This window comes from Actinomadura chokoriensis, from assembly GCF_041463665.1.
Taxonomy (GTDB): domain Bacteria; phylum Actinomycetota; class Actinomycetes; order Streptosporangiales; family Streptosporangiaceae; genus Spirillospora; species Spirillospora chokoriensis_A.
Genome location: NZ_JAXCEJ010000018.1, coordinates 30483 through 55296, shown reverse-complemented (window position 1 = coordinate 55296; position 24814 = coordinate 30483). Strand labels below are relative to the sequence as shown.

Here is a 24814-nt window from a genome sequence, read left to right as displayed (position 1 = left end):
GTCAGCAGAGGGTCATGCCGTCCGCTTCGCACACGCCCGGCGGGAAGCTCCACAGCAATCTGCTGCTCACCGGATCGCGAGTGAACTTGGGGGGAGCCTTGGGCAGGCGACTCAGCACGCCGGACTCCCAAAGCCGCGTACACGAGTCGTATCGCACGACCGGATCGACGCCGGTGATGCACACACCCCCCGGCCTGGTCACCGTGAAGGTGCAGGTCTTCGATTTCGGCCCTTCGTCGCACCCGTACCAGACGAACCCGTCGCGCGGCGGCCGGTCATAGATGAGGTTCTTGCGGAACCGTGCCTGGAGGTGCAGCACCGAGCGGTTTTCCGGAATGAGGAGGCTGCACGGCGGCATGGTGTGCGTTGCCGCGAGCCCGCAGGTGGCGCCGCCCTCAGAGGTGATGGTCATCGCCCAGGGGTAATCGCCGGCCGTGAGGATGTTCAGCTTCGACCCGGGCGCTATGGTTCCCCGTGGAGCGGCGCCGGGTTCCCCCTCCTGCTCCCCGCCGTCGAAGAGCATCAGCACCACCAGACCTGCGCCGAGCAGAAGCACCACCACCAGCACGCCGATGACGATTCGGCCCTTCGCGCGGGATTCGGGCGGTTTTTCGGTGGGGGTCTGCTCGGTCATCGACCACTCTCCCGGAGGCGGTTACCGACGGTGATCCGTCATGCGGTTGAAGTTATCCGCAAATCCAAGGTCGTTTCACTGGACCGGCCGCCACCGGTCACCGGCGCCCCACGCCCATGTCACCTCACGGGCCGGAATCCTCCGTGACCGTGAACCTTTGACCGGGATGCGGATGATGACGGGGTGACCGTGCGAGTTCCCGCGCGGTGAACCCTGCGAGGACGGAGCCATATGACCGCCAGTCCCAGGGGCACACCTCCCCTGCTGGTGCTGCCCGAAGGGAGCAGCCCCGCGCCAGATGACGACGCGCGCCTGATCGAACGATCCCGGCTCTGTCCCGAGGCGTTCGCGGACCTGTACGACCGGCACGCGCCGTCCATCCACCGGTACGTCGCGAGACGTCTCGGCGCCCAGGCGGCCGATGACGTGGTCGCCGAGACGTTCCTGGCCGCTTTCCACAAGCGGGATCGCTACGACCTGGCCCGCCCGGACGCACGGCCCTGGCTGTACGGGATCGCGGCGAAGCTCATCGGCAGAACGCCGGGCGCCCGGCCGGCTCCCGGCGGATCTCGGTGGCATCGCTGGCCTCGGAGTGGACCCCGACCGCAGCCAACTGATCGACTCGTCCCGCCTCACGCGCCCGCGCTCCCGACTCCGGGACGTGGGCGCGTGATGCGCTCGAGCCGCACACCAGGTCACCCGGCGGTCCGCTCTGAGGGGAAACGGCTCGGTGAACACCCGACAAAGGCGGTGCGGAGAATGTCGGGTGGTCGAGACCGGTGTCGTCGCACGATGGGGGGCATGGACGACACGATCTTGGTATCCCGTTTCCTCCGCGACGGCTTCGTGAAGTTGCAGGGCGCCGTCGCGCCGCGCGTGGCCGCGGACTGCGCGCGGCTGCTGTGGAAGGAGACGGGCTGCGCCCCGGACGACCCTTCGACGTGGACGCGGCCCGTGCACTGGGTGACCGGCATGGCGCAAGGGCCGTTCGCCGCCGCGCCCAACTCCCCGTCCCTGCATCACGCGTACGATCTGCTCGCCGGCGCAGGATGCTGGGAGCCGCGCTACTCGCTGGGCACCTTCCCGCTGCGCTTCCCCCACGAGGACGAGCCGGACGACGCGGGCTGGCACATCGAGGGCAGCTACCTGCCGGAGGGCGAGAGCTGGTACTTCACCAATCTGCGCTCCCGGGGCCGGGCGCTGCTGATGCTGTTCCTGTTCAGCGAGGTCGGTGAGGAGGACGCCCCGACCCGGATCCGGGTCGGCTCACACCTCGACGCGCCGAAGGTGCTGGAGAAGTACGGGGAGGACGGGGCGAGCGGGCTGACCCTCGCCCCCGATCTGGTGGCGGCGTCCGACCACCGGCCGCTCGCCCTCGCCACCGGGTCCCCGGGCGACGTCTTCCTGTGCCATCCGTTCTTGGTGCACGCGGCACAAGCGCACCATGGGGTGCGGCCGCGCTTCATGGCCCAGCCGCCGCTGATGCCCGCCGCGCCGTACGAACTGGAGCGGGCCGACAGCGCGTACTCACCCGTGGAGATTGCGATCCGCCGGGGCCTGGGACAGGACACCCCTGGTCCGGACGGGGACGGTACCGGCGCCGGATAGACGTGCTTCACGACCATCGCTGGTCGTGAAGATAGAAGAGGAAGGAGGCCGGGCATGCTGGAGCGGCTGAACAGGGCCATGGAGCACATCGAGTGCCATCTCGACCAGGCCGTCGACGTGGAGGAGATGGCACGCCTTGCGGCCACCTCGGAGCACCACCTACGCCGGATGTTCTCCGCGCTCGCGGGCATGCCCTTGTCGGAGTACATCCGGCGCCGAAGGCTCACCCTCGCGGGCGCCGAAGTACTCGCGGGGCGTAAGACGCTGCTGGAGATCGCGGTGCGTTACGGCTACGGCTCCGGCGAGGCGTTCGCGCGCGCGTTCCGTGCCATGCACGGCATCGGACCGGGCGAGGCCCGACGCACCGGTGCCGCGCTCAACTCCCAGTCCCGGATGGCCTTCCGCCTCACCATCGAAGGGCGCAGCAGCATGCGCTACCGCGTCGTGGACCGGGCGGACTTCACCGTCGTCGGGTTCAAGGCCCGGGTGCCGCTGGTGCACGCGGGACCGAACCAGACGATCATGGACTTCGTCCGCAGCATCGACCCGCACGCCCTGGAGCACCTGGAGAAGCTGTCGGACCAGGAGCCTGACGGCATCGTCGCGGTCTGCGACGGCATGGACCCCAGCCGCGCCGAGGGCACCGAACTCGACTACCACCACGGCGTGATCACCTCCGCGGCCGCTCCGGAGGGCACGACCACGTTGGCCGTCCCGGCCGGCACCTGGGCGGTCTTCACCACCTCCGGCCCGGCACCGCAGGCCATCCAGGAGCTGTGGCGGGACGTGTTCACCGAGTGGTTCCCGTCGAACCCGTACCGCACCCGCACCGGCTCTGAGATCTTGCGCACCCGCCTTTCACCGGACAAGACCGAGGCCAACGCCGAACTGTGGCTCCCGGTGGAACCCGAACACGCCTGAACACGGCCCTTCAAAGCAGCACCCCTGAGGTGCACCGGGGGACGGGCGTCGGCGGGGGATCCCGAGCATGTGGGGACGTACCGGCTCTTGGCCAGGCTGGGCGGCGGGGGGCATGGGGCAGGTGTTCCTGGGGCGGTCGCGGGGCAGCAGGCTCGTCGCGGTCAAGGTCGTACGGCCCGAACTGGCGGGGGACGAGCGGTTCAGGGAGCGGTTCGCGGCCGAGGTGGCAGCGGCGCGCAGGGTGGGCGGGTTCTATACGGCGCAGGTCGTGGACGCCGATCCCGACGACGATCCGCCGTGGCTGGTCACCGCGCCGTCAAGCCCGAACATCAGCGGCGGGGCGCGGGGGCCGCCGCCATCCGCGCCGCCTTGCACGCCGCCCGCGAACGGGGCGAGAACCTGGTGCTCGTGCTCGGCCACGCCGAGTACTACCCGCGCTTCGGCTTCACCCCGGCCTCCGGGTACGGCATCCGCCCGACCTTCGACGTCCAGAACGAGTACATGATGGCGCTCGCCCTCGCCCCTGAGTGGCCGGTCCCGAGCGGCGTCATCCGCTACCCGGCGGTGTTCGGCGTCTGATCTCCCGATCCTTGAACGCGGCGAACGGCCCCCAGCCAACTGAGGGCCGTTCGGTCGCCGCGAAGGACACCAGCGGTACATGGGGCGGCGGTGCCGGCTCAGGGGGCGGTGTGCTCGATGGCGTTCGTTCCCGGTGCCGCGGGGAGACGGTTCGCTGGAGGTTCGGGCAGCCAATCACGGGTCGGGTCGTATTCCAGCCATCGGCTTCGTCTGGCCTCCGTGGCGCAGGCGGCGGTGAGGCCGCCCAGGCCCGGGTGGCCGTTGCCGGTGCGCCACAGCAGCGACCAGGCGTACAGCGGCGTGGGGTCGAGCAGCGGGACGGACGACAGCCCGGGGATCTCCGGTAGGGGCACGTCGGCGGGCAGCAGCGAGAAGCGTCGCGGGTCGCCGGCGACTTCGGTGAGGAAGTGGACGAGGCCCAGGTTGATGCTCGCGGCCCTGTCCTGGATGCCGAATCGGTCGGCGAACTGGTGGAGGAAGTCGAGCCGGTCCAGCGCGCCGGGCACCCACAGCACGCTACCGCGCAGTTGGTCCGGTCGCAGCGCCGGTTCGGCGGCGAGCGGGTGGCCTGTGCTCAGTACGGCGTCCACCGGTTCGAGGCGGACGAGGCGGTGCGCCAGCCCGGCGTGCAGCGGAGGGTGGACGCGGCCGAAGGCGGCATCGATGTCGCCGTGCAGCAGGGCCGTCGTCACCGCCGGCAGATCACGGCCGTGCCCGAGTTCAAGGTCCCCGGCCGGCCCGGCGACCTGGGCCAGCGTCCGCATCGGCGCGTAGAGGTGGCCCCAGACGTCGACGCGCAGCGGACGGTCCGTCCCGATGGCCTCGGCGACGGCGGCCTCCGCGACTGCGAGGGTCTGCCGGGCCGGCCGGAGGAACCGCTGTCCGGCTTCGGTGAGGAGGATCCCGTTGCCGCCGCGCTGGAACAGTTGCGTGCCGAGCAGCGATTCCAGCCGCGCGATCCGTTTGGACAGTGCCTGCTGGGAGATGGCGAGCGTCCCGGCGGCCCGTCCGAAGTGCAGTTCCTCGGCGGCGCGTACGAAGGCACGTACCTGCGCCAGGTCGAGATCCATGGCGCTCACCATAGGTGACAACTGAAAGTTGTCGGATACTTCCGGCTGTTGTTGGATCGCGGGGCGGCCGCGGGGGTTGCATTCGCGGCATGCGAAGACTGATTCCGACGGGGGAGGCGGCGCGGCCGGTCGCCTTCGCCGAGGCTCCCCAGCCCGTCCCGGAGCCCGGTGAGGCACTGGTCAGGATCGAGGCGTTCGCGCCGAACCGGGGCGAGACGTTCCTCCTGGAGAACCCGCGGGCGGGGCTGCTGCCCGGCAAGGACATCGCGGGGCTCGTCGTGCAGGCCGCGGCCGACGGCTCAGGCCCCGGCGTGGGCGCCCGCGTGGTCGGGCATCCGGGGCAGGGCGGCTGGGCCGAGTACGCCGCCGTTCCCACGCACTCGCTCGCGGTGCTGCCGGACGGCATCGACAGCGTCCGGGCGGCGGCCCTGCCGCTGGCCGGGATCACCGCGCTGCGGCTGCTGCGCACGGCCGGTTCCCTGGCGGGACGGCGGGTGCTGCTGACCGGTGCCTCGGGCGGGGTCGGCCACTACGTCACGGAACTGGCCGTCGGAGCGGGAGCCGAGCTGACCGCGGTGACGGCCACGCCGGTGCGGGGCGAGCGGCTCGCGGAGCTGGGCGCGCATTTGGTGTACGACGTCGCGGCGGCCAGGGGACCGTTCGACGTCGTCCTGGAGTCGACGGGCGGCCCGGCGCTGCCGGCCGCCCTGTCCAAGGTGCGTCCGGGCGGGCTGCTCGTCTGGTTCGGGCAGGTGAGCCGCACTCCGGCGACCCTCGACTTCTTCGATCTCCTGAACGGACCCGAACGGGTCGCCATCCAGCACTTCCACTACGCCGGCGCACCCTACGGCGCCGACCTCGCGGCCCTGGTGCGCCTGGTGGAACAGGACCGGCTGCACCCGGAGATCGGTCGGACCGCCGACTGGGCCGAGACCGCCGCCACCCTGGTCGACCTCCGCGAGCGCCGGATACGCGGCAAGGCCGTCCTGCTGACCGAAGGAGCGATGTGAGCGTCACCGAGTTCGCGGCCGAGCAGTGGACGCGCGCCACCGGCGCCGGCGTCGACCCCCACGAATACCGTCGCATCACCGATGGCCTCGCCTCCGTCGCCGACTGGGGCCCGGCCTTCACGCGCAGCGGGCGCGCCTACCTACAGCGCGCGGAAAAAGCGGACTCGCCCGTCTCCGCGGGCGAGCACCTGCTGATGGCGGCCCGGTGGTTCCACCTGGCCACCCTGGCGCCATACCCGGAGGCCGCCCGTGCCGCCGCCGCCGCGGACCACGCCCTGAGCAGGGCGATCACACTGCTGGAGCCTGATGCCCAGCTGGTGAAAGGCGAGGGGTTCACCGGCTGGCTGCGCGGCCCCGCCGACGCGCCCGCCACCGTGGTCGTCGTCCCCGGCCTGGACTCCGCCAAGGAAGAGTTCCTGGACCTGACGGCCGCGCTGCTGGCCAGAGGACTGGCGGTGTTCGCGATGGACGGCCCCGGGCAGGGCGCACTCGCGGCCACGACGACCCTCAGACCGGACTACGAGCAGGTCGTCGGCCGGGTCATCGACACCCTCGGCGTCGCCCGCATCGGGCTCGTCGGCCTCAGCCTGGGCGGCTACTTCGCCGCGCGCACGGCGGCGCTGGAACCGCGCGTGGCGGCGGTCGCCACCGTCAGCGGCCCCTTCCGCCTCGACTGGGACGAACTGCCGCCGCCGGTGAGGGACATCATGGCCGGGCGCACCGGCGGCCCCGGTGCGGCCCGCGAGTTCGCCCGCCAAGTGGACCTTACAGACCTCGCACCCCGCATCACCGCCCCGCTGCTCGTCGTGGACGGGGAACAGGACGTCATCCCCGGCGTGACGAACGGCGAGCCCCTGGCCCGTCTCGCGCCGCACGGCACCTACCTGTCCGTCCCGCACGGCGACCACCTGCTCGGCAACGCACGGCCCGACTGGCTGCCCCACCTCGGCGACCAATTCGCCCACGCCCTGATCGGAGTACCGGCATGAACCGGTTTGCCAGGAAGACCGTCCTCATCACCGGCGGCACCAGCGGCATGGGGCTGGCCACCGCGCACCGCCTCATCGGTGAAGGCGCCCAGGTCATCGTCACCGGCCGCACCCAGGCTCGGGTGGACGCCGCCGTCCGCAACCTCGGACCCAACGCCTCGGGCGCCGTGGCCGACATCGCCGACCTCAGCGCGGTGAACGCGCTGATGGACACGGTCCGGGACCGTCACGGCCACCTGGACAGCCTGTTCGCCAACGCGGGCACCGGCACGTTCCTCCCCTTCGAGCACATCACCGAGCCGGACTTCGACCACGGCGTCGACGTCAACTTCAAGGGCGTGTTCTTCACCGTGCAGAAAGCGCTGCCGCTCCTGGTGGACGGCGGCTCGATCGTCATCAACGCGTCGTGGACCCTCCACCGCGGCAACAGCGTCCTCACCCTGTACTCGGCGACCAAAGCCGCCGCGCACAACCTGGCCCGCACCCTCGCCGCCGGACTCGCCCCGCGCGGCATCCGCGTCAACTCCGTCAGCCCCGGCTACATCGACACCCCGATGTACCCCGCCACCACGCTGAGCCCGGCGGAGGCACAGGCGATCACTGGCCGGATCGTCGCCGGCCGCTTCGGGCACCCCGACGAGGTCGCGGCGGCCGTGGCCTTCCTCGCCTCCTCCGACGCGTCCTACGTCAACGGCCACGACCTCGTCATCGACGGAGGCCTGGTCGGAGCCATACCCGCCTGACCAGCGGCCTGTCCCGCAGTCGAGCACGTCGAGTCATCCGCCGTGATCCGCTCACCCGGCAGTACCTTCACCGCCTGCCCCTCGAAGAGGGTGAAGTCGCCGGACGTGGCTGCGTTCGCTCAGGTGACCCGCGCGGCCACCAGGGTCTCGAAGGTATAGGGCCGCAGCCCATCGGTACGGCCGGCGAAGTACCGCTGCTGGAGGTCTGCACGTGCGGGATGGTCCACGACCTTGAGCCCGCACCGGCTGATCAGCCTCTCGATCTCGATTACCGGCCAGCCGGGCTGAAGAGGCTCGTCGGCAGAAGCCGCGATCGGCGTGTAGATCCGGGCGAATTCCGTCCCCACGTCGTCCAGCACACAGTCCTCGGCCCGGTAGGAGAACACCACCTCAGACCCGGGAGCAGCCGCCGCGATCGTGCGCAACGTCGACTCGATCGCCTGCGCCGTCAGATAGGGAGCGACACCCGTCCAGCAGAACATCGCCGGCTGCGCCCAGTCGAACCCGGCCGCGCCCAGGACATCCCGAACCGGTTCGGCCTCGAAATCGGCCGGCACGAACACCTGCGAGTCGCTGAGCGGCAGACCGAGCTCCCTGACCCGCTCGAGCTTCCATGCCTGGGAAGCAGGATGATCAACCTCGAACACCGTCAGCGAGCCGAGCAGATCCGGCTGCCGCCACGCGAACGAGTCAAGCCCCGCGCCAAGAATCACGTACTGCGTGAAGGCGCCAGCAGCCAGCCGGTCCTCGGCGTACCGGCTGCGCGTGCAGACAGCCGCGCGGGACTCGCGAAGGACTGGGCCGGGGAACAGCGGATCGAACCGGTCTCGCAGCTCCCGCCATACCGGGCCGACAAGCACCAGGGCCAGCACATCATCCAGTACCCACGGCGCCGCCGTCTCCAGGCGAAACAATCCACGCGACACGGCCGCGAACATCGCCGTCCTGCTCGGCGCGCTCTCCATGCATTCCTCCTCGCCGGCCAGAACCCACGCGTGCCCACTCTGCGCACTTCACAGGATGCGACTGAAGCGGCCTGACGGCCACAGCCAGATCGCCTGCCGCCACGATCTGCTCGCCATCGGGATCCTCCAAGAAGGGCTGGACGATCCTCGGCCCGATCGATGACATCGGCCGCGAGGAGAAGCAGTTCCCGTAGGAGGGCTCGCGGAACGCTTCGCCGGGAAGCAGCAGGCACGAGAGGAGACCTCCACCTCCGTGAAGACGTTACTGATCACCGCCGACCGTGTCATCGCAGGCCCCGCGGACCGGGTGACCGCCGGCGGTGTCGGTGCGGATCAAAGTGCGGCGGCCGCGCCGGTAGCGGCGCGGCAGCTGGGCCAGTGCCAGTTTCGCGGCGGCGCTGTGGTCGGCTGCGGTGTTGGACCGGCGTTGCCGGGGCGCAGCAGACCCGCGACCGGCTCGCCGGATCCGCCGTCGCCGTGGTCGAGGAACCCGATCAGCGGGTGGTGCCCGAAGGTGCGCTTCCAGGTCGGGGCCGCGTCCTGCTTGTCCGAATGCGCGATCACCAGCACCCCGTCCAGGTCCACGGTCACGTGCCCGTCTGCGTCGGGGGCGTTGACGCCGGCCGGCGTCCACACCCGCTCGCGCACCTGGGCGCGGGCCCGGCGCGACGAAGGAGCCTCCGCCGCTCACGGGCACTGAGACACGGACACGTTCCAGGGCTTGCGGTTCGTGCCACGAACTAATATAGTTCGTGGCACGAACTCAAATCCTTCCTGGGGAGCGTCAAATCATGAGTCGTACAGTCGCGGTCATCGGCGGAGGCTACGGAGGTGCTGCGGTCGCCAAGGCGCTGGAATCGGAAGCCGACGTCGTCCTCATCGATCCCCGGGAGGCCTTCGTCAACTCGGCAGGGTCGCTGCGGGCGCTGGCTCGGCCTGACTGGGCGCACAACATGTTCTTCCCCTTCGAAACGTTGCTCACGCAGGGCAGGGTGGTGCGCGATCGTGCGGTCTCGGTGGATCCCAGCGGTGTCACCCTGGCCTCCGGCGAGCGTGTCCCGGCGGACTACCTGGTCTTGGCCACCGGCTCCAGCTACGCCTATCCGGCCAAGCCCGGCTCCGACTCGATCATCGAGGCGATGGAAGATCTCCGCTTGACGCACAAGGAACTGCGCCAGGCCGACAGGGTGCTGATTCTCGGCGCGGGCCCGGTCGGCCTGGAACTGGCCGGGGAGATCAAAGAGGTCTGGCCGGGCAAGCAGGTGATCATCGCCGACCCGGCCGAGGAGCTGCTCCCCGGTTTCCAGCCGGAGGTGGTCGAGGACCTGAGCGGCCAGCTGGACGCCCTTGGCGTCGAGCTACGTCTGGGGACAGGCCTCGCGGCCCCGCCGAGCACCGAGGCCGGCCAGGCCGGCGCGTTCACTGTCACGACCACCGACGGCGGCCAGATCACCGTCGACATCTGGTTCCGCGCCTACGGCAAGAGCACGAACAGCGGCTACCTCGCCGACGGCAGGCTCACGACGCTCAACGCTCAGGGCCAGGTCTCCGTGACCGAATCCCTCAACGTCGAGGGGTACGACCACGTCTACGCGGTCGGCGACATCACCGACGTCGCGGAGGCCAAGATGGCCGGCTACGCGATGCAGCACGCCGAGGTGGTCGCCAAGAACATCACCGCCCGGTTGAACGGCGAGCGGCCCACGGCCACCTACCAGCCCCTGCCGCATCCCATGATCCTGCTTCCGCTCGGTACGAACGGCGGTGTCGGACAGTTGCCCTCTCCGGAGGGCCCGTTCGTCGCCCCGGTCGCGATGGTCTCCGAGTACAAGGGCACGGATCTGTTCACTGGCCGCTTCATCGAGCAGTTCGGCCCCACCGTCTGAAGGGTTCGCTGTGCGCCGACCTCGGCGAGGACCCGGCCCACGTCGGACTCGCCTGGCTGCTCGCCCAGGACGGGGTGACTGGACCCATCATCGGCCCCCGAACGACCGAGCAGCTCGACGGCTCACTGCGCGCACTGCGGATCACGCTCGATGACGCCACCCACGCCAGGCTGAACGAGCTCTTCCCGCCGCCGGCGCCCAACGGCGCCAAACCCGCGCCCGGCGCCGTAAGACCAAAGCCCTGGGCACCCGCAGGCCACATCGACGAGCCACCCGCCGCCTGACCACGATCGCAACACACCATACGCACCAAAACCAGGGCCGGGCGGCCACCACAGCCACCCGGCCCTGACGCGCCCAAACGCCCCCACACCCCAGAACGAGGAGACCCCCGCAACGACGAAGGCCCTGGAGCTTGCCGCTCCAGGGCCTGTTCCGTCACTCTGGGAGTACGACTTTCGTCTGTACCCCTTGGTGGGCGAGGAGGGATTTGAACCCTCACATCCTTTCGGACACACGGACCTGAACCGTGCGCGTCTGCCGTTCCGCCACCCGCCCAGGGGTGCCGTCCCGTTTCCGGGTGCCTGAAAAGGCTAGCACGCGCGGGGCAGTGGTTAGGTATCCAGATACGTCGAGCGAACCTTCGCACCGATACGATCGTCTACCAGTGGGGAAGGGAGGTGCCCGTGGGCGTCATTCAGCGCTTCGAGCGACGGCTGGAGGGCATGGTCGAAGGGGCCTTCGCCCGTGCCTTCAAGTCCGAGCTGCAGCCGGTCGAGGTGGCCAGTGCTGTGCAGCGCGAGATGGACGATAGGGCGGCGATCGTGGCGCAGGGCCGTACGCTCGTGCCGAACGACTTCGTCGTGGAGATCTCTCAGCAGGACGGGCAGCGGCTGCAGGTCTACGCCGACAGCCTGAGCCAGGAGCTGGCGAACCTCGCGCGCGAGTACGCGAAGGAGCAGGGGTACTCCTTCGTGGGGCCGGTGCGGGTTCGGTTCGAGAACGCCGGGGATCTCGCCACGGGCATGTTCCGGATCCGGTCGGGGGTGATCCGGGGCTCGACGGTCGAGGGCGGAGAGATCCGCCGGCCGGTGAGCGATGTTCCGCAGGGCGGCCGGGGTGGTGTCTTCGGAGGGCATCCGCGGCTGCTGGTGACGACGGCCGTGGAGGGTACGGACACGACTCAGCGCACCTATGAGATCAACACCCCAGTGACTCTGCTTGGTCGCGGCACGGACTGCGACCTGCGCCTCGTCGATCCGGGCGTGTCCCGGCACCATGCCGAGATCCGCGTAGAAGGTCCCGAAATCGCTCTCGTGGATCTAGGGTCGACCAACGGCTCGTTCGTGAACGGGCAGCCGATCCGGCGGGTCACGCTGGTCGACGGCTCCCGGGTCACGATGGGTCGGACAACCCTTGTGTTCCGCCGCGATAGGGAGTAACCCCGACTCCGATGTCCCCATTCACCCTCACGCTGATCAAGCTGGCGTTCCTCGCGGTGCTGTGGCTGTTCGTCATCGCGGCCGTCGGCGTGATCAGGGCCGACCTGTTCGGCTCCAAGGCCGCCACGAAGGCGGCCGCGCGCCCGTCCCAGTCCAGGCCCCCCAAACCGGCCAGGCAGCCGAAGCCGCCGCGAGCGCAGCGCAGCGCCCAGCACGGCGCCCCGACGAAGCTGGTGGTGGTCCAGGGTGAACGGGCCGGCACCGTCATCGACCTCACAGGGGTGCCCATCACCATCGGCCGGGCGAATGACGCCACTCTGGTCGTGACCGACGACTACGCTTCGAGCCGGCATGCCCGACTTTTCGCGCAGGACGGTCAGTGGATCGTGGAAGATCTCGGCTCGACCAATGGGACGTACCTCGGACGCACGAAGGTGAGCCGGCCGATGCCGGTCCCGCCGGGCGTACCGGTCCGTATCGGCAAGACCGTGATCGAGCTGCGCAAATGACTATGGGAATCCGCTACGCCGCGCGCTCCGACGTCGGCATGCTGCGCGAGGGCAACGAGGACTCGGCGTACGCGGGCGCGCACCTGCTCGCGGTCGCCGACGGCATGGGCGGGCACGTCGGGGGCGAGATCGCGAGCGCCGCGGCGATCGAGGCCCTGCGGGCGCTCGACAAGAACCTGCCCGCGACGGAGCTGCTGGCCGCGCTGGAGCACACGGTCAAGACGGCGAACGACAACCTGCACCGCATCGTCGAGTCGGACCCGGCCCTTCAGGGCATGGGGACGACGCTGACGGCGATGCTGTGGGCGGGCAACCAGGTCGCGCTGGTCCACATCGGGGACTCCCGCGCCTACCTGCTGCGCGACGGCAGCCTGTTCCAGATCACGCACGACCACACGCTGGTCCAGTCGCTGGTGGACGAGGGCCGCATCAGCCCGGACGAGGCCGCCTCGCATCCGCAGCGTTCGCTGCTGCTGCGGGCCCTGGACGGCCGCGGCGAGGTCGATCCCGACCTGTCGCTGCGCGAGGCGATGGTCGGCGACCGGTACCTGCTGTGCTCGGACGGCCTGTCGGGCGTCGTCACGGCGGAGACGATCTTCCAGGTGCTGACGGACGTGGACGACCCGGAGCAGGCCGTCCGGCAGCTGATCGACCTGGCGAACCGCGGCGGCGGCCCGGACAACATCACCTGCGTGGTCGCCGACGTCATCGATCTGGAGCGACAGCCGCCGACGGGCGGTCCAGGCCACGCGGTGGGGGCGGCGGCGAACGCCGCGCCGCCGGAGCCGCAGGGCGGCGGGCCGGGCGCGAACACGACGGTGGCCGACACGCCGGCCGGACGGGCGGCGCAGCTGCGCGACACGCGGCCGCAGCCGCCCGTCGTCGTTGACGAGCGCCCGCCTCCTCCGGCGCCCGCGCCGATGGCCGATCCGATGGGCGGCCCGCCGGGGCCGATGCAGCAGGCGACGATGGAGCAGCCGAGACGCGGCGGCGCCCGCCGCTGGACGTGGCTGGTCATCGTCGCCGGGGTGGTCGTCGTCGGCGTCGTGGCGGGCGGTTTCGCGCTCGTGCAGAACGTCCGGAACGGCTACTACATCGGCGCCGAGGGCGACGACGTCGTCCTGTACCGGGGGACGCCGCAGAAGGTCCCCGGCCTGAAGATGTCCCGCAAGGCCGACGCCAAGAACCTGCAGCCGATCAAGGTGGCCGACCTCCCGCAGGACCTCCAGCAGCAGGTCAAGGACACCTATACGGTGGAGGGGCCCGCCGCGTGGGAGACGCTGGTGGGGCGTGTCTGCAGGTACTCGCTCGTGGACCTGTCCGGCAAGGTCGGCATCGTCCGGGGCCGCAGCCAGCAGAGCTGCGCGGAGACCAAGATCCAGGCCAGCGACATCCAGCTCGACCAGCTGCCCACGTCGGACGCGGCGAAGGTCAGGAAGGGCGAGCTCGTGTTCATCGGGCAGAACGCGGCCACGACCGGGCTGACCGGGCTGAAGGCCCACCGCGACCAGTGCGCGAACAACCAGGCGGGCAAGCCGAAGGACTGTCCCTCCAACGGGGGGAGCTCGTAGATGCACTCGCTCGGGGAGCAGATCAGGGCGCGCCTGCCCTACCAGCAGCGCAACGGGGCCTCGCTGTCCCTGCTGATCTTCGCGATGGTGCTGACGCTGTCGGCGTTCGCGGAGGTCGGGCTGGCGCGCGACCGCAACATCCCCGCCGGGCTGTTCGTGTACGGCGGTGGCCTCGCGGTGCTGGCGCTCATCGCCTACTTCGTCCAGGCGAAGTTCACCCCGTACGCCGACCCGCTGCTGCTGCCGCTCGCGGTGGCGCTGAACGGCCTCGGGCTGACGATGATCTACAGGCTCGACCTCGACACCAGCGCCGACAACAAGGCCGCGGCGCTGGCCGGCAAGAAGCTCATACCAGATGCCGCGGACGCGCCCAGCCAGCTGATGTGGACGTTCGTCGGCATCGTGCTGTTCGTCGGCGCCGTCCTGATCATGCGGGACACCGACAAGACGGACGCGCCGCTGTCGTTCACCCCGAAGACGGCGCAGCGCTACACGTACCTGATCGGCCTCACCGCGGTCATCCTGCTGCTGCTCCCGATCGTCCCCGGCATCGGCGCGGAGATCAACGGCGCCCGGGTGTGGATCCATCTGGGCCCGTTCTCGGTGCAGCCGGGCGAGTTCGCGAAGCTCCTGCTGGTCGTGTTCTTCGCGGGCTACCTGGTGAACAAGCGGCAGGCGATGTCGCTGATCGGCAAGAAGGTCGGCCCGTTCAGCCTGCCGCGCGGCCGCGACCTCGGCCCGATCATGGTGATCTGGTTCTTCTGCCTGGGCGTGTTGTTCATGCAGAAGGACCTCGGCACCGCGCTGCTGTTCTTCGGCCTGTTCGTGTCGATGCTGTACATCGCGACGCAGCGGGTCTCCTGGGTGGTGATCGGTGTCGGGCTGCTCGCGGTGGGCGTGTTCGTCGCGACGCTGCTGCCGTTCATGGGCCACGTGAACCAGCGCATCGACATCTGGCAGAACCCGAAGCCCTACTTCGACGGCGGCTGCCTGCTGGAAAGCGGCAAGGTCGTCCCCGTCAACCCCGACACCGACATCTACAAGCAGAACGCCGTCGAGGGCGTGATCTCGCCGGGCTTCACGGCCTGCGCGAAGCTCGGCGGCGAGTACTCCGACAGTGCGCAGCTCATGAAGGGGCTGTTCGCGCTCGGCCAGGGCGGCGTCCTCGGCACGGGGCTCGGCCAGGGCGAGCCGTGGCGGACGCCGCTGTCGTTCAGCGACTTCATCTTCGACTCGCTGGGCGAGGAGCTCGGGCTGACCGGGCTGATGGCGATCCTCCTGGTGTACGCGTTGATCGTGCAACGCGGGATGAAGACCGCCGTGGCGGCGCGGGACCCGTTCCTGAAGCTGTTCGCGGGCGGCGTGTCGTTCGTGCTGGCCCTCCAGGTCTTCGTGATCGTCGGGGGCGTCACCCGGCTCATCCCGCTGACCGGCCTGACGACGCCCTTCCTGTCCCAGGGCGGTTCGTCGCTGATGGCCAACTGGATCCTGATCGCGATCCTGGTGCGGATGAGCCATGACGCGCGCAAGCCGGCCCCGCAGGCGATCCAGGACGAGGGCATGACCCAGATCGTGAGCACGAGGTGACTTCCCCCCTATGAACATGGACAAGCCGGTTCGACGGGTGGCGATCTTCGCGCTGCTGCTGTTCTTCGGGCTGATGGCGCAGATCAACTACGTCCAGGGCAGCCAGGCGGAGGATCTGCGGACCGACGCCAAGAACAGCCGGCAGTACGCGGACGTGTTCAACTCGCCGCGGGGGCAGATCTCCGCGGGCGGCGAGGTGCTGGTGACGTCCAAGAAGACCGGTAAGGACAACCCGAAGTACGGCCGGACCTACAAGGACGGGCCGATCTTCGCGCCGGTCACCGGGTACTTCAACGGCAGCGCTACGCAGGTCGAGCGGGCTTACAACTCGCTGCTCGGCGGCAAGGACAAGCGGATCACCCAGCAGCACTGGTTCGACCTGTTCATCGGCAAGAAGGCCGACGGCGCGAACGTCGAGCTGACGCTCGACCCGGCGGCGCAGCGTGCGGCGTACGAGCAGCTGAAGGCGCGGACGGCACCGGGCCGCCGCGGCGGCGCCGTGGTCATCGATGTGAAGACGGGCGCGGTGAAGGTGGCGGCGTCGTGGCCGTCCTTCGACCCGAACGAGGTGGCTCCGCAGACCGGTACGAAGGGCGGGAAGCGGCTGGAGGAGCTGGACAAGGGCAACGGCGTCATCAAGCCGCTGGTCGACAACGCGCTCAGCCAGACGTTCCCGCCCGGTTCGTCCTTCAAGACGGTGGTGTCGGCGCTGGCGATGCAGAAGCTCGGCATCAGCAGCTCCACGACCGTCAGCACCGGCCAGCTGATCCTGCCGGAGTCGGGACGTCCGCTGCCGAACTCCCACGACAGCGGCAGCTGCGGCGGGGCGGCCTCGCTGCGCGGCGCGTTCGCCGAGTCCTGCAACACCACGTTCGCGAAGATGGCGCTCGACATGGGCATCCAGGACCTGCACGACGGCGCCACGAAGTTCGGGTTCGGCAAGCGGGTGGAGCTGGAGCCGGACTTCTACACGGCCGAGAGCGACATCCCGGTGGCGTACACGGACGCGAGCGGCAAGACCACCCCGACCGGCCGGGACGGGGTGGCCCGGTCCGGCATCGGCCAGGAGAACGTGCGCGCCACGCCGCTGCAGATGGCGCTGGTCGCGGCCGCGGTCGCCAACGACGGCAAGATCATGAGCCCGTACATGGTGGAGAAGGTGCGGGCCAAGGACCAGAGCGAGCTGTACAGCGCGTCCCCGAAGGAGTTCGGCGAGGCGATGACCGGCGACCAGGCCGGGCAGCTGGAGGACATGATGCGCGCGGTGGTCTCCGAGGGCACCGCGAAGAACCTGCAGGGCATGCGGATCGCCGGTAAGACCGGTACCGCCGAGCAGGGCCCCGGCAACCCGAACGCCAACTGGTTCGTGGGGTTCAGCCCGACGGAGAACCCGCGCTACGCGTTCGCCATCATGACCGAGGCGCAGGGCTCCGGCGCCGGCAACGCCGGCCCCATCGCGGGTGCGATCATGGCTAAGGTCTTGCAGAAGTGAGCACGCGCCTCGTCCTGGGCGACCGGTACCGGCTGCTGGAGCGGCTGGCCACCGGCGGGATGGGCGAGGTGTGGCGCGCGTCGGACGAGCGGTCCGGACGGCAGGTCGCGGTGAAGCTGCTGCGGCTGGAGTTCGGCTCGGACATGCGGGCCCGCGACCGGTTCGAGTCGGAGGCGAGGTTCGCGGCGGAGCTGCGGCACCCCGGGATCGCGCGGGCGTTCGACTTCGGCGAGCACAGCGGCCGGATGTACCTGGTCATGGAGCTGGTGCGGGGCGAGCCGCTCGACGAGATCCTGGCGCGCGACGGCGGGCTGCCGCTGGAGGCCGTCCTGGACCTGGTGGTGCAGGTGGGACGGGCGCTGGAGGTCGCGCACGAGGCCGGGATCGTGCACCGGGACGTCAAGCCGGCGAACCTGATGGTGTCCGGGGACGGCACCGTGAAGATCACCGACTTCGGGATCGCCCGGCGGCTGGCGGCGGCGTCGCAGACCCAGACCGGGATGGTCATGGGGACGGCGCACTACATCTCGCCGGAGCAGGCGCAGGGCAAGGAGCTGTCGCCGAAGGCGGACCTGTACTCGCTGGGCGTGGTGGCCTACGAGTGCCTGACGGGCGCGCCGCCGTTCGACGGGTCGACGCCGGTGGAGGTGGCGCTCCAGCACGTCCGGGACGCGCCGGCGGAGTTGCCGGGGCGGGTGCCGCCGGCCGCGCGCGAGCTGGTCATGGAGATGCTGGCGAAGGATCCGCTCGCCCGTCCGGCCGACGCGGGGTCCCTCGCGGCGCGGGCGCTGGCGATCCGCGCGTCGCTCAGCACGGGCCGTCCCGTGGGGACGACCACCGGTGTCCCCAGCAGAGACACCATCGTTACCCAATCGGCTCCTTTGTCGGGATTTGACGCTGACTTGACGGCGGATAACCTCGCCAAGGGGTCCGTGCAACGGCGCACGGCGCTGACCTATACGTCGGTCGCGGCCGCTCTGCTGGTCTCCGTGATCGTCGCCGGCTCCCTGTGGAAGGGGCCGCTCCTCACGGGTTCCGGCAAGGACGAGCGGGATCCGCCCGCCGCCCCGGCCGCCAGCCCGGTCGGCGGCGACCTCGTGGACGATCCCGCGGCCCGTCCGAGCGCCCCGCCCAAACGCCGGGCGAGCGGCACTCCCCGGCGGCCGGCTGTGACGCCACGGCGCCCGACGCATAGGATCCGTCCGTCAACGCGAGTGACGCCCCAGACGTCTCCTTCACACAAGCCAACCACCAAATCGCCCCGGGCGACTCCCACCGCCCCCAAGCCCACACCCACACCGACGGTGACCACCACGACTCCGTCAACTTCGAGCCCGGCGCCCACGCCGATCCAGAGCGGGGGGCTAGGTTCGGAGGACAAGGTGTAGACGTACGAGGGAAAGTGCACATATGAGTCAACCTCGGCTGCTCGGCGGCCGCTACGAGCTCGATTCGGTGATCGGGCGGGGCGGCATGGCCGAGGTCTACCGTGCCCGAGACCGGCGCCTGGATCGTGTCGTCGCGGTCAAGACGCTCCGGTCGGACCTCGCCCGCGATCCCACGTTCCAGGCCAGGTTCCGGCGCGAGGCCCAGTCGGCCGCGTCGTTGAACCATCCCTCGGTCATCGCCGTGTACGACACCGGCGAGGACATGATCGGCGACACCTCGATCCCGTACATCGTGATGGAGTACGTGGACGGGAGCACGCTGCGCGATCTGCTGCGGGAGAACCGCGCGCTGATGCCCGACAAGGCGCTGGAGATCACCGACGGGATCCTGCGCGCGCTGGACTACAGCCACCGCGGCGGGATCGTGCACCGCGACATCAAACCGGCCAACGTGATGCTGACCCGGCAGCACGAGGTCAAGGTCATGGACTTCGGCATCGCCCGCGCCATGGCCGACTCGGCGTCCACGATGACGCAGACCGCGCAGGTCATCGGCACCGCGCAGTACCTGTCCCCCGAGCAGGCGCGCGGCGAGCGGGTCGACGCCCGCAGCGACATCTACTCGACGGGTTGCGTCCTCTACGAGCTGCTCACCGGCAAGCCGCCGTTCACCGGCGACTCCCCGGTCGCGATCGCCTACCAGCACGTCCGGGAGGAGCCGGTTCCGCCGTCGCAGGTGGACCCGCAGATCCCGCAGTGGGCGGACGCGATCGTGCTGAAGGCGATGGCGAAGGAAGCCGACCACCGCTACCAGAACGCGACGGAGTTCCGCCAGGAGATCCAGCGCGTCCTGCAGGGGCAGCCGGTGGCGTCGACCGCGGCGTCCACGATGCTGATGGGCGCGCAGCAGCCGCAGGGCACCCAGATGATGGGCGCATACCCGCCGGGCGCGTCCCGCACGCAGGTGCACCGCCCGCCGGACGACGGCTACGGCCTTCCGCCCGCCCACTATGACGACGACCTGCCCGAACGGGACGGCGCCGGCAAGAAGGCCGCGCTGTGGGTGGGGCTCGCCGTGCTGTTCATCGGCGGGGCGGCGCTCATCGGCTGGATGCTGAGCGGCGGCGGGGACGAGAAGAACACGCAGGTCGCGATCCCGCAGAGCATCGTCAACGTCTCGCAGAGCGAGGCGACGGCCGAGCTCACCAAGCTCGGTTTCCAGGTCGGCGAGCCGAAGACGGAATTCAGCGACGACATCGACGAGGGTAAGGTCATCAGCTCGGACCCGAAGCCCGGCACGGAGGCGGCCAAGGGCGCCACGGTGACGCTGCTGGTCTCCAAGGGCAAGAAGCCGCCGACGGAGATCGCGGTCCCGAACGTGGCCGGGCAGCCGTACGCGACGGCCAAGAAGCTGCTGGAGGCGAAGGGCTTCGAGGTCGAGAGGCGGGCCGAGTCGAGCGACACCGTCCCGCGGCTCAACGTGATCAGCACCGACCCGGCCGGCGGCACGAAGGCACCGAAGGGCTCGACCGTCACGGTGGTGTTCTCCAACGGGCCGTCGAACCTGAAGGTGCCGAACCTGTTCAACAACAGCCAGCGGGCGGCGTGCGGCAAGCTGGAGGCGGCAGGGTTGAAATGCCACGTGGAGAAGGGCGCGCCGCCGCCGGACAAGCAGGTCGCGCCGGGCTTCGTCTACGACCAGCAGCCGGGCGAGGGCGCCACGGTCGCGCCGGGCGACACGGTGACGATCTACGTGGCCGAGAAGCCGCAGCCGACCCCGACCCAGCCGGGCAACACCCCGACGCCCGGCATCCCGGGCCTTCCGGGCAACGGCGAGGGCTGACCCGCGTAAGCGACAGGGCCCCGGTCTCCACTGAGGAGACCGGGGCCCTTCGCATGAACGAGCTGCGCATGAACGAGCTGCGCATGAAAAGGGGCTTCCGCCACTCGGGGGCAATGGCGGAAGCCCTCGTTATGGTCTTCGGTACGCGGCCCTGGGACGTTACGGATTTCAACGAATATTTTTCAGCTTTTCCGGCGGACGTCGCTCCGCGCGGCGACTTCGCAGGTCAGCCTGGGTCACCCGCCCGGGATGGTGGAGGTGGAGGTGGAGGTGGACGGCGCCGGCGTCTGGACGACGCCGTGGTCGAACTGGATCTTGGTCTCCAGCCGGGGGAACGCCACGTACCACAGGACGGCGGCGACCGCGAGCACGATGCCGAGCGCGGCGGCGGCCTTGGCGGGCCACGCGCCGGGAAGACGGCGCCAGATCCAGGCGTACACGGGACCTCCTACTTTCCGGCGGCGGGCCGCACCCGGGGCCGGGCTTCGGCCAGCTCGCCAAAGATGATCATTCGTTCGGCGGCGGAGTACTTGGGATGGCAGGTGGTGAGGGTGATGAGCCGCCCGGTCGGCTTCCGCTTCGGGTGGAACGGGACGGGCGCGGTCACCTCCGTCGCCGACGGCTTCACGATCCTGCGGTCGGTGACCTTGTAGACGTACTGCTCGTCGCGGGTGTCGACGAGGATCCGGTCGCCGCGGTCGAGTTCGCCGAGCCGGTTGAACGGGGCGGAGTAGGTCGTCCGGTGCCCGGAGAGGACGAAGTTGCCGAGCTGGCCGGGCAGCGCCGTGCCCGGGTAATGGCCGGGCCCCTTGCGCAGGTCGGCGCGGTCGACGCCCTCGATGACGACGAACTCGTAGTCCTCGCCGAACCGGGGGATGCGGATCATCGCGAGCCCCCTGCCGAGCCTCACCTTCTCGGTGGTGACCTTGCCGACCTTGCCGGTGCGCCAGCCGTTCAGCATCTCGTCCTGGAGGCGGTCCTGCTGGCCCTGGGTGTACCGGCCGGTGCCCCACAACTCGTAGGTGACGAGCAGCATGACGATCAGGCCGGCGGTGATGCACACCTCGCCCACGCCACGGATCACCGTCCGCACGCGCGTCCTCCTCCCTCGCCGACCACGTCGCCGGCTCCCTCGCCGGGGTCAGCCGCCCGGCTCCGGCGGCACCGTAGCGTGCTTCATCGTCACGTTGCCGGTGTAGGGCGGCAGCGTCGCCCGTTCCACGGCCCCCACCGAGTAGCCGAGCCCGTACGCGCGGACGTACTTGCGGTAGACGGCGATCTCGGGGGACGCGCCGAGCGCCGCGCGGAGCCGGGCCGGGTCGCCCACGGCGGTGATCCGGTACGGCGGGGAGTACACGACGCCCTGGAGGATCAGGGTATTGCCCACGCACCGGACCGCGCTCGTCGAGATGATCCGCTGATCCATGATCTGCATCGCCCGTGCGCCGCCCGCCCAGAGCGCGTTGACGACGGCCTGGACGTCGCCCTGGTGGACGACGAGGTCATCGGGACGGACGCCGTGCGGCAGACCGTCCGATTTCGGCAGCGGCGCGTCGTCCAGCGTGACGCGGACGGCGGGGCCGGTCAGCGGGGTGAACCCGGCGCCGGCCGCGAGCCGGTCGGCCGCCGCCCGCGCACTTTTCACGCGCGCGTCGTGACGTCCGGCCTCCCGGGAGATACGGTCGACCTGGTCCCGGAGCCGCCGGTACTCGGCGCGCTCCTGGTGGCCGCGGCGCTGCTCGGCCGTGATGAGCTCGGTGATCCTGGTGCGGCCCTGCTCGCGCAGGCTCGTCCCGCGGGCCGTGCTCGCGCTCGCCGCGAACAGGGTCCCCGCGAGGAGCGTGAGAACTGGGATGATGCTTCCCCACGCCGAACGCCGTACGCTGCTCATCGAGAATCTGCTCATCAGACAGTGCTCACCAGCGACTACGCTAACCGACAAAACACCCATGCGCGGTCCGGCGCTCCGGCCGCCGGACGCACGAGGAGATCGATCCCACCGTGGCCAAGTCGAAAGTGCGCAAGAAGGCCGTTTACACGCCCCCGCAGAAGTCCAAGGCGCCCGAGGTCAGCCCCCGCTGGCTGGTGCCCACGATGGTCGGCCTGTGGCTCGTCGGCCTGATCTGGATCGCCGTCTTCTACGTGACGGCGAGCACCGGCACCGACGTGCCGTACATGACCGACCTGCACAACTGGAACCTCGGGATCGGCTTCACGGCGATCATCCTTGGCGTGATCCTGTCGACCCGCTGGCGCTGACCGCGAGTTGTCCACAGGCCGGGAATCCCCTACCCCGGCTTTCCCCAGGTTTTCCACAGATCTTTTCCACAGGGTCGGACGTGCATGGGTGCGCGGACGCCGTCGCGGATGGACGGCGTCCGCGCCACCACGTTCATATGGCCACGTCTACATGGCGGGGCCCAGCTCCGCCGTTCTGACCACCACGAGCGCCGCGAGCAACGCCAGCATGAGCACCGGCGCCCCGATGTGGATCAGCCGGCGCCGCGCGGCGGGAGCGTAGGCGTAGGCGGCCGACAGCAGCGCGCCCACCGCGAGACCGCCGACGTGCCCCTGCCAGGAGATCCCCGGCACCGAGAACGTGATCACCAGGTTGATCACCAGCAGCACCACGATGGGCCCGACCGGGCCGCCCAGCTTGCGGCCGATCACGAAGTACGCGCCGAACAGCCCGAAGATGGCGCCGGACGCGCCGACCGCGGCGTCCTGCGGAGCGCCGACCAGGTACAGCAGCACGGATCCGCCGAGGCCGGACAGCATGTAGAGCGCCAGGAAGCGCCATCGTCCGAGCAACTGCTCCAGCGCGGGGCCGACCGCCCACAGCGCCCACATGTTGAACAGGATGTGGGTGATGCCGAACGACCCGCCGCGCTGGTGCAGGAACATGGTGGTGAGCAGCCGGTACCACTCGCCCTCGGCGACCCCGCCGAGGTGACCGTCCGGCAGGACGCCCCGGCCGAGCATCATGAACTCCCAGACGACCCGCCATGACGCCAGCTCGGCGACGTACGCCGCCACGCACGCGCCGATGAGCGAGTACGTGACGACCGGCACCGCGGACGCGGGAGCCCGTCCGCCGAGGACCGTCCTCGGCACCGCCCTGCGGACGTCCCGGCGCCCCTCGGCGACGCACTCCACGCACTGGTGCCCGACCGCAGCGTCCCGCATGCAGTCCGGGCAGATGTAGCGGTCGCACCGGGTACAGCGCACATACGTCTCGCGCCCCGGGTGCCGGTAGCAGGTCGGCACCGAGGTCTCGGGGGCGGGACTGTGGTCTGTGCTCATCTGGGGCTCCGTCGGCCGGAGGGCGTCACCCGGTGGGGGCGCACCCTTCGCGGGTTCTCACCTTCACGAACGTCTAACGACGCTCGATCGTCACCGATTCCAGGACGACGTCCTGCTGCGGACGGTCGTTGCGCCCGGTCGGCACCTTGCCGATGCGGTCGACGACGTCCGTCCCCTCGATGACCTTGCCGAAGATGGTGTGCCGGCCGGTCAGGTGCTGGGTGTGGCCGACGTCCAGCGTGATGAAGAACTGGGAGCCGTTGGTGCCGGGCCCGGCGTTCGCCATCGCCAGCAGGTAGGGGCGGTTGAACTTCAGGTCCGGGTGGAACTCGTCCTTGAACTGGTAGCCGGGGCCGCCGGTGCCGGTGCCGAGCGGGTCACCGCCCTGGATCATGAACTGGTCGATGACGCGGTGGAAGATCGTCCCGCTGTAGAGCGGGGCGTCGGACTTCTGCCCGGTGCGCGGGTCGGTCCAGGTCCGGGTGCCCTCCGCCAGCTCGACGAAGTTCGCCACCGTCTCCGGCGCCTGCTCCGGGTAGAGCTGGATCACGATCTTGCCGAGCGACGTGGTGAACGTCGCGAAGATCTCGTTGGCCACGCTGGCCGCCTCCTCATGAGGTGGATGTCTGAACTTGAACTCTGAACGTTACGGTCTCGGTCACGCGCGAATCGACTACCCGGCGTGCACAGGTCGTCACGCTCGCGGGGTTTGCCTGCCGATTGCTGGGAAGGCTGCATGACAGGACCTCGCAAACAGGGAGGTTAGCGTGTCCCTAATGATCAGTATCCGCCGGAAGCCGCAGGACGAAGTCCTCTCGCGGTTCGGCCGCGTCCAGGACGCGGCCCGGCACGGCGCCGACGTGTGCCGGCAGGGCGCCTCCAACGCGGCGGAGCGGATCGCGCCCGCCGCCGAGGAGCGGCTCATGCTGGTGCGCGGCTGGAGCGCACCGAGGCTCCGGCGAGCGGCCCGGTACGTGGAGTCCGGGATCGCACCGCGGGTGAGCACGTTTCTGAGCGACGTCGCCGGACGGGTGGAGCCCCCCAAGCGGGGCGGGCCCGGCCGCGGCGCGCTCATGGCGATGATGGGCGTGGTCACCGCGGTCGGCGTGGCCGGCGTGGTGGCGACGCGGCGCGGCGTCATCCGCGACATGACCAAGGGTTCCGGTGAGCACCGGGAGGACGCCACCTCGGCCGACTCCATGACGGTCTCCGGCGCCGATGTCGACGGTCAGGTGCATTCGTCGCACTAGCGCGCACACCGTGGGGCCCGGCCG

24 protein-coding genes, 1 tRNA gene and 3 pseudogenes are annotated in these 24814 nt (G+C 70.3%); 18 read left to right on the top strand and 10 right to left on the bottom strand.

The genetic code is table 11. The annotated features are described in order from the left end of the window. Nucleotide 1: 1 nt before the first annotated feature. Nucleotides 2–634, bottom strand: a complete 633-nt coding sequence (locus SM418_RS25645) for a hypothetical protein (protein WP_371943779.1) — start codon at nucleotides 632–634, stop codon at nucleotides 2–4. Nucleotides 635–865: 231 nt separating this feature from the next. Between SM418_RS25645 and SM418_RS25640 the strand changes: the two are divergent. The 4 genes and pseudogenes from SM418_RS25640 to SM418_RS25625 form a co-directional block, all read left to right on the top strand. Beyond that, nucleotides 866–1150, top strand: a pseudogene (locus SM418_RS25640) (RNA polymerase sigma factor); the annotation flags it as partial. A gap of 285 nt (nucleotides 1151–1435) precedes the next feature. Further along, nucleotides 1436–2242, top strand: a complete 807-nt coding sequence (locus tag SM418_RS25635; protein WP_371943829.1) for a phytanoyl-CoA dioxygenase family protein — start codon at nucleotides 1436–1438, stop codon at nucleotides 2240–2242. A gap of 54 nt (nucleotides 2243–2296) precedes the next feature. Beyond that, nucleotides 2297–3163, top strand: coding sequence for an AraC family transcriptional regulator (locus SM418_RS25630; protein WP_371943780.1), 867 nt, complete (start codon nucleotides 2297–2299; stop codon nucleotides 3161–3163). 312 nt (nucleotides 3164–3475) lie between these two features. Continuing rightward, nucleotides 3476–3742 (top strand): annotated as a pseudogene (locus tag SM418_RS25625) (GNAT family N-acetyltransferase); the annotation flags it as partial. 98 nt (nucleotides 3743–3840) lie between these two features. Here SM418_RS25625 and SM418_RS25620 read toward each other — a convergent pair. Further along, complete coding sequence (locus SM418_RS25620) at nucleotides 3841–4812, bottom strand: LysR family transcriptional regulator (RefSeq protein WP_371943781.1); 972 nt, start codon at nucleotides 4810–4812, stop codon at nucleotides 3841–3843. A gap of 89 nt (nucleotides 4813–4901) precedes the next feature. Between SM418_RS25620 and SM418_RS25615 the strand changes: the two genes are divergently transcribed. Genes SM418_RS25615 through SM418_RS25605 form a run of 3 tightly spaced genes read left to right on the top strand, consistent with a single transcriptional unit; the run spans nucleotide 4902 to nucleotide 7554 of the window. After that, the gene (locus SM418_RS25615; protein WP_371943782.1) at nucleotides 4902–5822 is read left to right on the top strand and encodes a zinc-binding dehydrogenase; all 921 of its coding nucleotides are present in this window, start codon (nucleotides 4902–4904) and stop codon (nucleotides 5820–5822) included. Further along, on the top strand, nucleotides 5819–6811 hold the full coding sequence (locus SM418_RS25610; protein ID WP_371943783.1) for an alpha/beta hydrolase family protein: 993 nt from the start codon (nucleotides 5819–5821) through the stop codon (nucleotides 6809–6811). Before SM418_RS25615 ends, SM418_RS25610 begins: the two co-directional genes overlap by 4 nt. Then, entirely contained in the window at nucleotides 6808–7554 is a 747-nt protein-coding gene (locus SM418_RS25605) for an SDR family NAD(P)-dependent oxidoreductase (protein ID WP_371943784.1), read from the top strand. The genes SM418_RS25610 and SM418_RS25605 overlap by 4 nt, the downstream gene beginning before the upstream one ends. Before the next feature lie 119 nt (nucleotides 7555–7673). Here the strand turns inward: SM418_RS25605 and SM418_RS25600 are convergent, their stop codons facing one another. Continuing rightward, on the bottom strand, nucleotides 7674–8519 hold the full coding sequence (locus tag SM418_RS25600; protein WP_371943785.1) for a class I SAM-dependent methyltransferase: 846 nt from the start codon (nucleotides 8517–8519) through the stop codon (nucleotides 7674–7676). A 310-nt stretch (nucleotides 8520–8829) separates the two neighbouring features. Then, nucleotides 8830–9185: pseudogene (locus SM418_RS25595) on the bottom strand (transposase); the annotation flags it as partial. A gap of 125 nt (nucleotides 9186–9310) precedes the next feature. Between SM418_RS25595 and SM418_RS25590 the strand changes: the two are divergent. Together SM418_RS25590 and SM418_RS25585 are read left to right on the top strand one after the other, a co-directional pair. After that, nucleotides 9311–10405 carry an NAD(P)/FAD-dependent oxidoreductase gene (locus SM418_RS25590; RefSeq protein ID WP_371943786.1) on the top strand — a complete coding sequence of 365 codons (1095 nt, stop codon included), beginning with the start codon at nucleotides 9311–9313 and terminating at the stop codon, nucleotides 10403–10405. Continuing rightward, nucleotides 10402–10689, top strand: a complete 288-nt coding sequence (locus SM418_RS25585; RefSeq protein WP_371966115.1) for an aldo/keto reductase — start codon at nucleotides 10402–10404, stop codon at nucleotides 10687–10689. The genes SM418_RS25590 and SM418_RS25585 overlap by 4 nt, the downstream gene beginning before the upstream one ends. Nucleotides 10690–10877: 188 nt before the next feature. Here the strand turns inward: SM418_RS25585 and SM418_RS25580 are convergent. After that, nucleotides 10878–10963, bottom strand: a tRNA-Leu gene (locus tag SM418_RS25580). A 128-nt stretch (nucleotides 10964–11091) separates the two neighbouring features. Between SM418_RS25580 and SM418_RS25575 the strand changes: the two genes are divergently transcribed. From SM418_RS25575 to pknB, 7 genes are read left to right on the top strand one after another with little or no spacing between them, the layout of a single operon-like run. Beyond that, complete coding sequence (locus tag SM418_RS25575) at nucleotides 11092–11847, top strand: FHA domain-containing protein (protein ID WP_371943787.1); 756 nt, start codon at nucleotides 11092–11094, stop codon at nucleotides 11845–11847. Nucleotides 11848–11858: 11 nt separating this feature from the next. Beyond that, a complete protein-coding gene (locus tag SM418_RS25570) occupies nucleotides 11859–12356 on the top strand; it encodes an FHA domain-containing protein FhaB/FipA (protein WP_371943788.1) in 498 nt (165 codons plus the stop codon). Continuing rightward, the gene (locus SM418_RS25565; RefSeq protein WP_371943789.1) at nucleotides 12353–13927 is read left to right on the top strand and encodes a Stp1/IreP family PP2C-type Ser/Thr phosphatase; all 1575 of its coding nucleotides are present in this window, start codon (nucleotides 12353–12355) and stop codon (nucleotides 13925–13927) included. Before SM418_RS25570 ends, SM418_RS25565 begins: the two co-directional genes overlap by 4 nt. Beyond that, the gene (locus SM418_RS25560; protein ID WP_371943790.1) at nucleotides 13928–15514 is read left to right on the top strand and encodes an FtsW/RodA/SpoVE family cell cycle protein; all 1587 of its coding nucleotides are present in this window, start codon (nucleotides 13928–13930) and stop codon (nucleotides 15512–15514) included. 10 nt (nucleotides 15515–15524) lie between these two features. After that, nucleotides 15525–17006, top strand: coding sequence for a peptidoglycan D,D-transpeptidase FtsI family protein (locus SM418_RS25555; RefSeq protein ID WP_371943791.1), 1482 nt, complete (start codon nucleotides 15525–15527; stop codon nucleotides 17004–17006). Then, entirely contained in the window at nucleotides 17003–18394 is a 1392-nt protein-coding gene (locus tag SM418_RS25550; RefSeq protein WP_371943792.1) for a serine/threonine-protein kinase, read from the top strand. The genes SM418_RS25555 and SM418_RS25550 overlap by 4 nt, the downstream gene beginning before the upstream one ends. 22 nt (nucleotides 18395–18416) lie before the next feature. Beyond that, nucleotides 18417–20237 carry a Stk1 family PASTA domain-containing Ser/Thr kinase gene (gene pknB / locus SM418_RS25545; RefSeq protein WP_371943793.1) on the top strand — a complete coding sequence of 607 codons (1821 nt, stop codon included), beginning with the start codon at nucleotides 18417–18419 and terminating at the stop codon, nucleotides 20235–20237. Between the two features lie 236 nt (nucleotides 20238–20473). On the opposite strand, the gene SM418_RS25540 is transcribed toward pknB, so the two are convergent. The 3 genes from SM418_RS25540 to SM418_RS25530 are packed head-to-tail and all read right to left on the bottom strand — an operon-like array spanning nucleotide 20474 to nucleotide 22128. Further along, entirely contained in the window at nucleotides 20474–20677 is a 204-nt protein-coding gene (locus SM418_RS25540; RefSeq protein WP_371943794.1) for a hypothetical protein, read from the bottom strand. 8 nt (nucleotides 20678–20685) lie between these two features. Continuing rightward, nucleotides 20686–21330 carry a class E sortase gene (locus SM418_RS25535; protein WP_371943795.1) on the bottom strand — a complete coding sequence of 215 codons (645 nt, stop codon included), beginning with the start codon at nucleotides 21328–21330 and terminating at the stop codon, nucleotides 20686–20688. 48 nt (nucleotides 21331–21378) lie between these two features. Beyond that, nucleotides 21379–22128: a DUF881 domain-containing protein gene (locus tag SM418_RS25530; protein ID WP_371943796.1), complete on the bottom strand. Its 750-nt coding sequence runs from the start codon at nucleotides 22126–22128 to the stop codon at nucleotides 21379–21381. A 110-nt stretch (nucleotides 22129–22238) separates the two neighbouring features. Between SM418_RS25530 and SM418_RS25525 the strand changes: the two genes are divergently transcribed. Next, the gene (locus SM418_RS25525; protein ID WP_021597057.1) at nucleotides 22239–22496 is read left to right on the top strand and encodes a cell division protein CrgA; all 258 of its coding nucleotides are present in this window, start codon (nucleotides 22239–22241) and stop codon (nucleotides 22494–22496) included. Nucleotides 22497–22643: 147 nt separating this feature from the next. Here SM418_RS25525 and SM418_RS25520 read toward each other — a convergent pair whose 3' ends face one another. After that, on the bottom strand, nucleotides 22644–23540 hold the full coding sequence (locus tag SM418_RS25520) for a rhomboid family intramembrane serine protease (RefSeq protein WP_371943797.1): 897 nt from the start codon (nucleotides 23538–23540) through the stop codon (nucleotides 22644–22646). A 73-nt stretch (nucleotides 23541–23613) separates the two neighbouring features. Continuing rightward, the gene (locus SM418_RS25515) at nucleotides 23614–24138 is read right to left on the bottom strand and encodes a peptidylprolyl isomerase (protein ID WP_371943798.1); all 525 of its coding nucleotides are present in this window, start codon (nucleotides 24136–24138) and stop codon (nucleotides 23614–23616) included. 178 nt (nucleotides 24139–24316) lie between these two features. Between SM418_RS25515 and SM418_RS25510 the strand changes: the two genes are divergently transcribed. After that, nucleotides 24317–24790: a hypothetical protein gene (locus SM418_RS25510; protein ID WP_371943799.1), complete on the top strand. Its 474-nt coding sequence runs from the start codon at nucleotides 24317–24319 to the stop codon at nucleotides 24788–24790. Nucleotides 24791–24814 lie beyond the last annotated feature (24 nt).

Excerpts from the sequence above, each read along its gene's own strand:
- SM418_RS25645 (WP_371943779.1), bottom strand. The coding sequence starts at position 634 with ATGACCGAGCAGACCCCCACCGAAAAACCGCCCGAATCCCGCGCGAAG.
- SM418_RS25635 (WP_371943829.1), top strand. The coding sequence starts at position 1,436 with ATGGACGACACGATCTTGGTATCCCGTTTCCTCCGCGACGGCTTCGTG.
- SM418_RS25630 (WP_371943780.1), top strand. The coding sequence starts at position 2,297 with ATGCTGGAGCGGCTGAACAGGGCCATGGAGCACATCGAGTGCCATCTC.
- SM418_RS25620 (WP_371943781.1), bottom strand. The coding sequence starts at position 4,812 with ATGGATCTCGACCTGGCGCAGGTACGTGCCTTCGTACGCGCCGCCGAG.
- SM418_RS25615 (WP_371943782.1), top strand. The coding sequence starts at position 4,902 with ATGCGAAGACTGATTCCGACGGGGGAGGCGGCGCGGCCGGTCGCCTTC.
- SM418_RS25605 (WP_371943784.1), top strand. The coding sequence starts at position 6,808 with ATGAACCGGTTTGCCAGGAAGACCGTCCTCATCACCGGCGGCACCAGC.
- SM418_RS25600 (WP_371943785.1), bottom strand. The coding sequence starts at position 8,519 with ATGGAGAGCGCGCCGAGCAGGACGGCGATGTTCGCGGCCGTGTCGCGT.
- SM418_RS25590 (WP_371943786.1), top strand. The coding sequence starts at position 9,311 with ATGAGTCGTACAGTCGCGGTCATCGGCGGAGGCTACGGAGGTGCTGCG.
- SM418_RS25570 (WP_371943788.1), top strand. The coding sequence starts at position 11,859 with ATGTCCCCATTCACCCTCACGCTGATCAAGCTGGCGTTCCTCGCGGTG.
- SM418_RS25565 (WP_371943789.1), top strand. The coding sequence starts at position 12,353 with ATGACTATGGGAATCCGCTACGCCGCGCGCTCCGACGTCGGCATGCTG.
- SM418_RS25560 (WP_371943790.1), top strand. The coding sequence starts at position 13,928 with ATGCACTCGCTCGGGGAGCAGATCAGGGCGCGCCTGCCCTACCAGCAG.
- SM418_RS25555 (WP_371943791.1), top strand. The coding sequence starts at position 15,525 with ATGAACATGGACAAGCCGGTTCGACGGGTGGCGATCTTCGCGCTGCTG.
- pknB (WP_371943793.1), top strand. The coding sequence starts at position 18,417 with ATGAGTCAACCTCGGCTGCTCGGCGGCCGCTACGAGCTCGATTCGGTG.
- SM418_RS25530 (WP_371943796.1), bottom strand. The coding sequence starts at position 22,128 with ATGAGCAGCGTACGGCGTTCGGCGTGGGGAAGCATCATCCCAGTTCTC.
- SM418_RS25520 (WP_371943797.1), bottom strand. The coding sequence starts at position 23,540 with ATGAGCACAGACCACAGTCCCGCCCCCGAGACCTCGGTGCCGACCTGC.
- SM418_RS25510 (WP_371943799.1), top strand. The coding sequence starts at position 24,317 with ATGATCAGTATCCGCCGGAAGCCGCAGGACGAAGTCCTCTCGCGGTTC.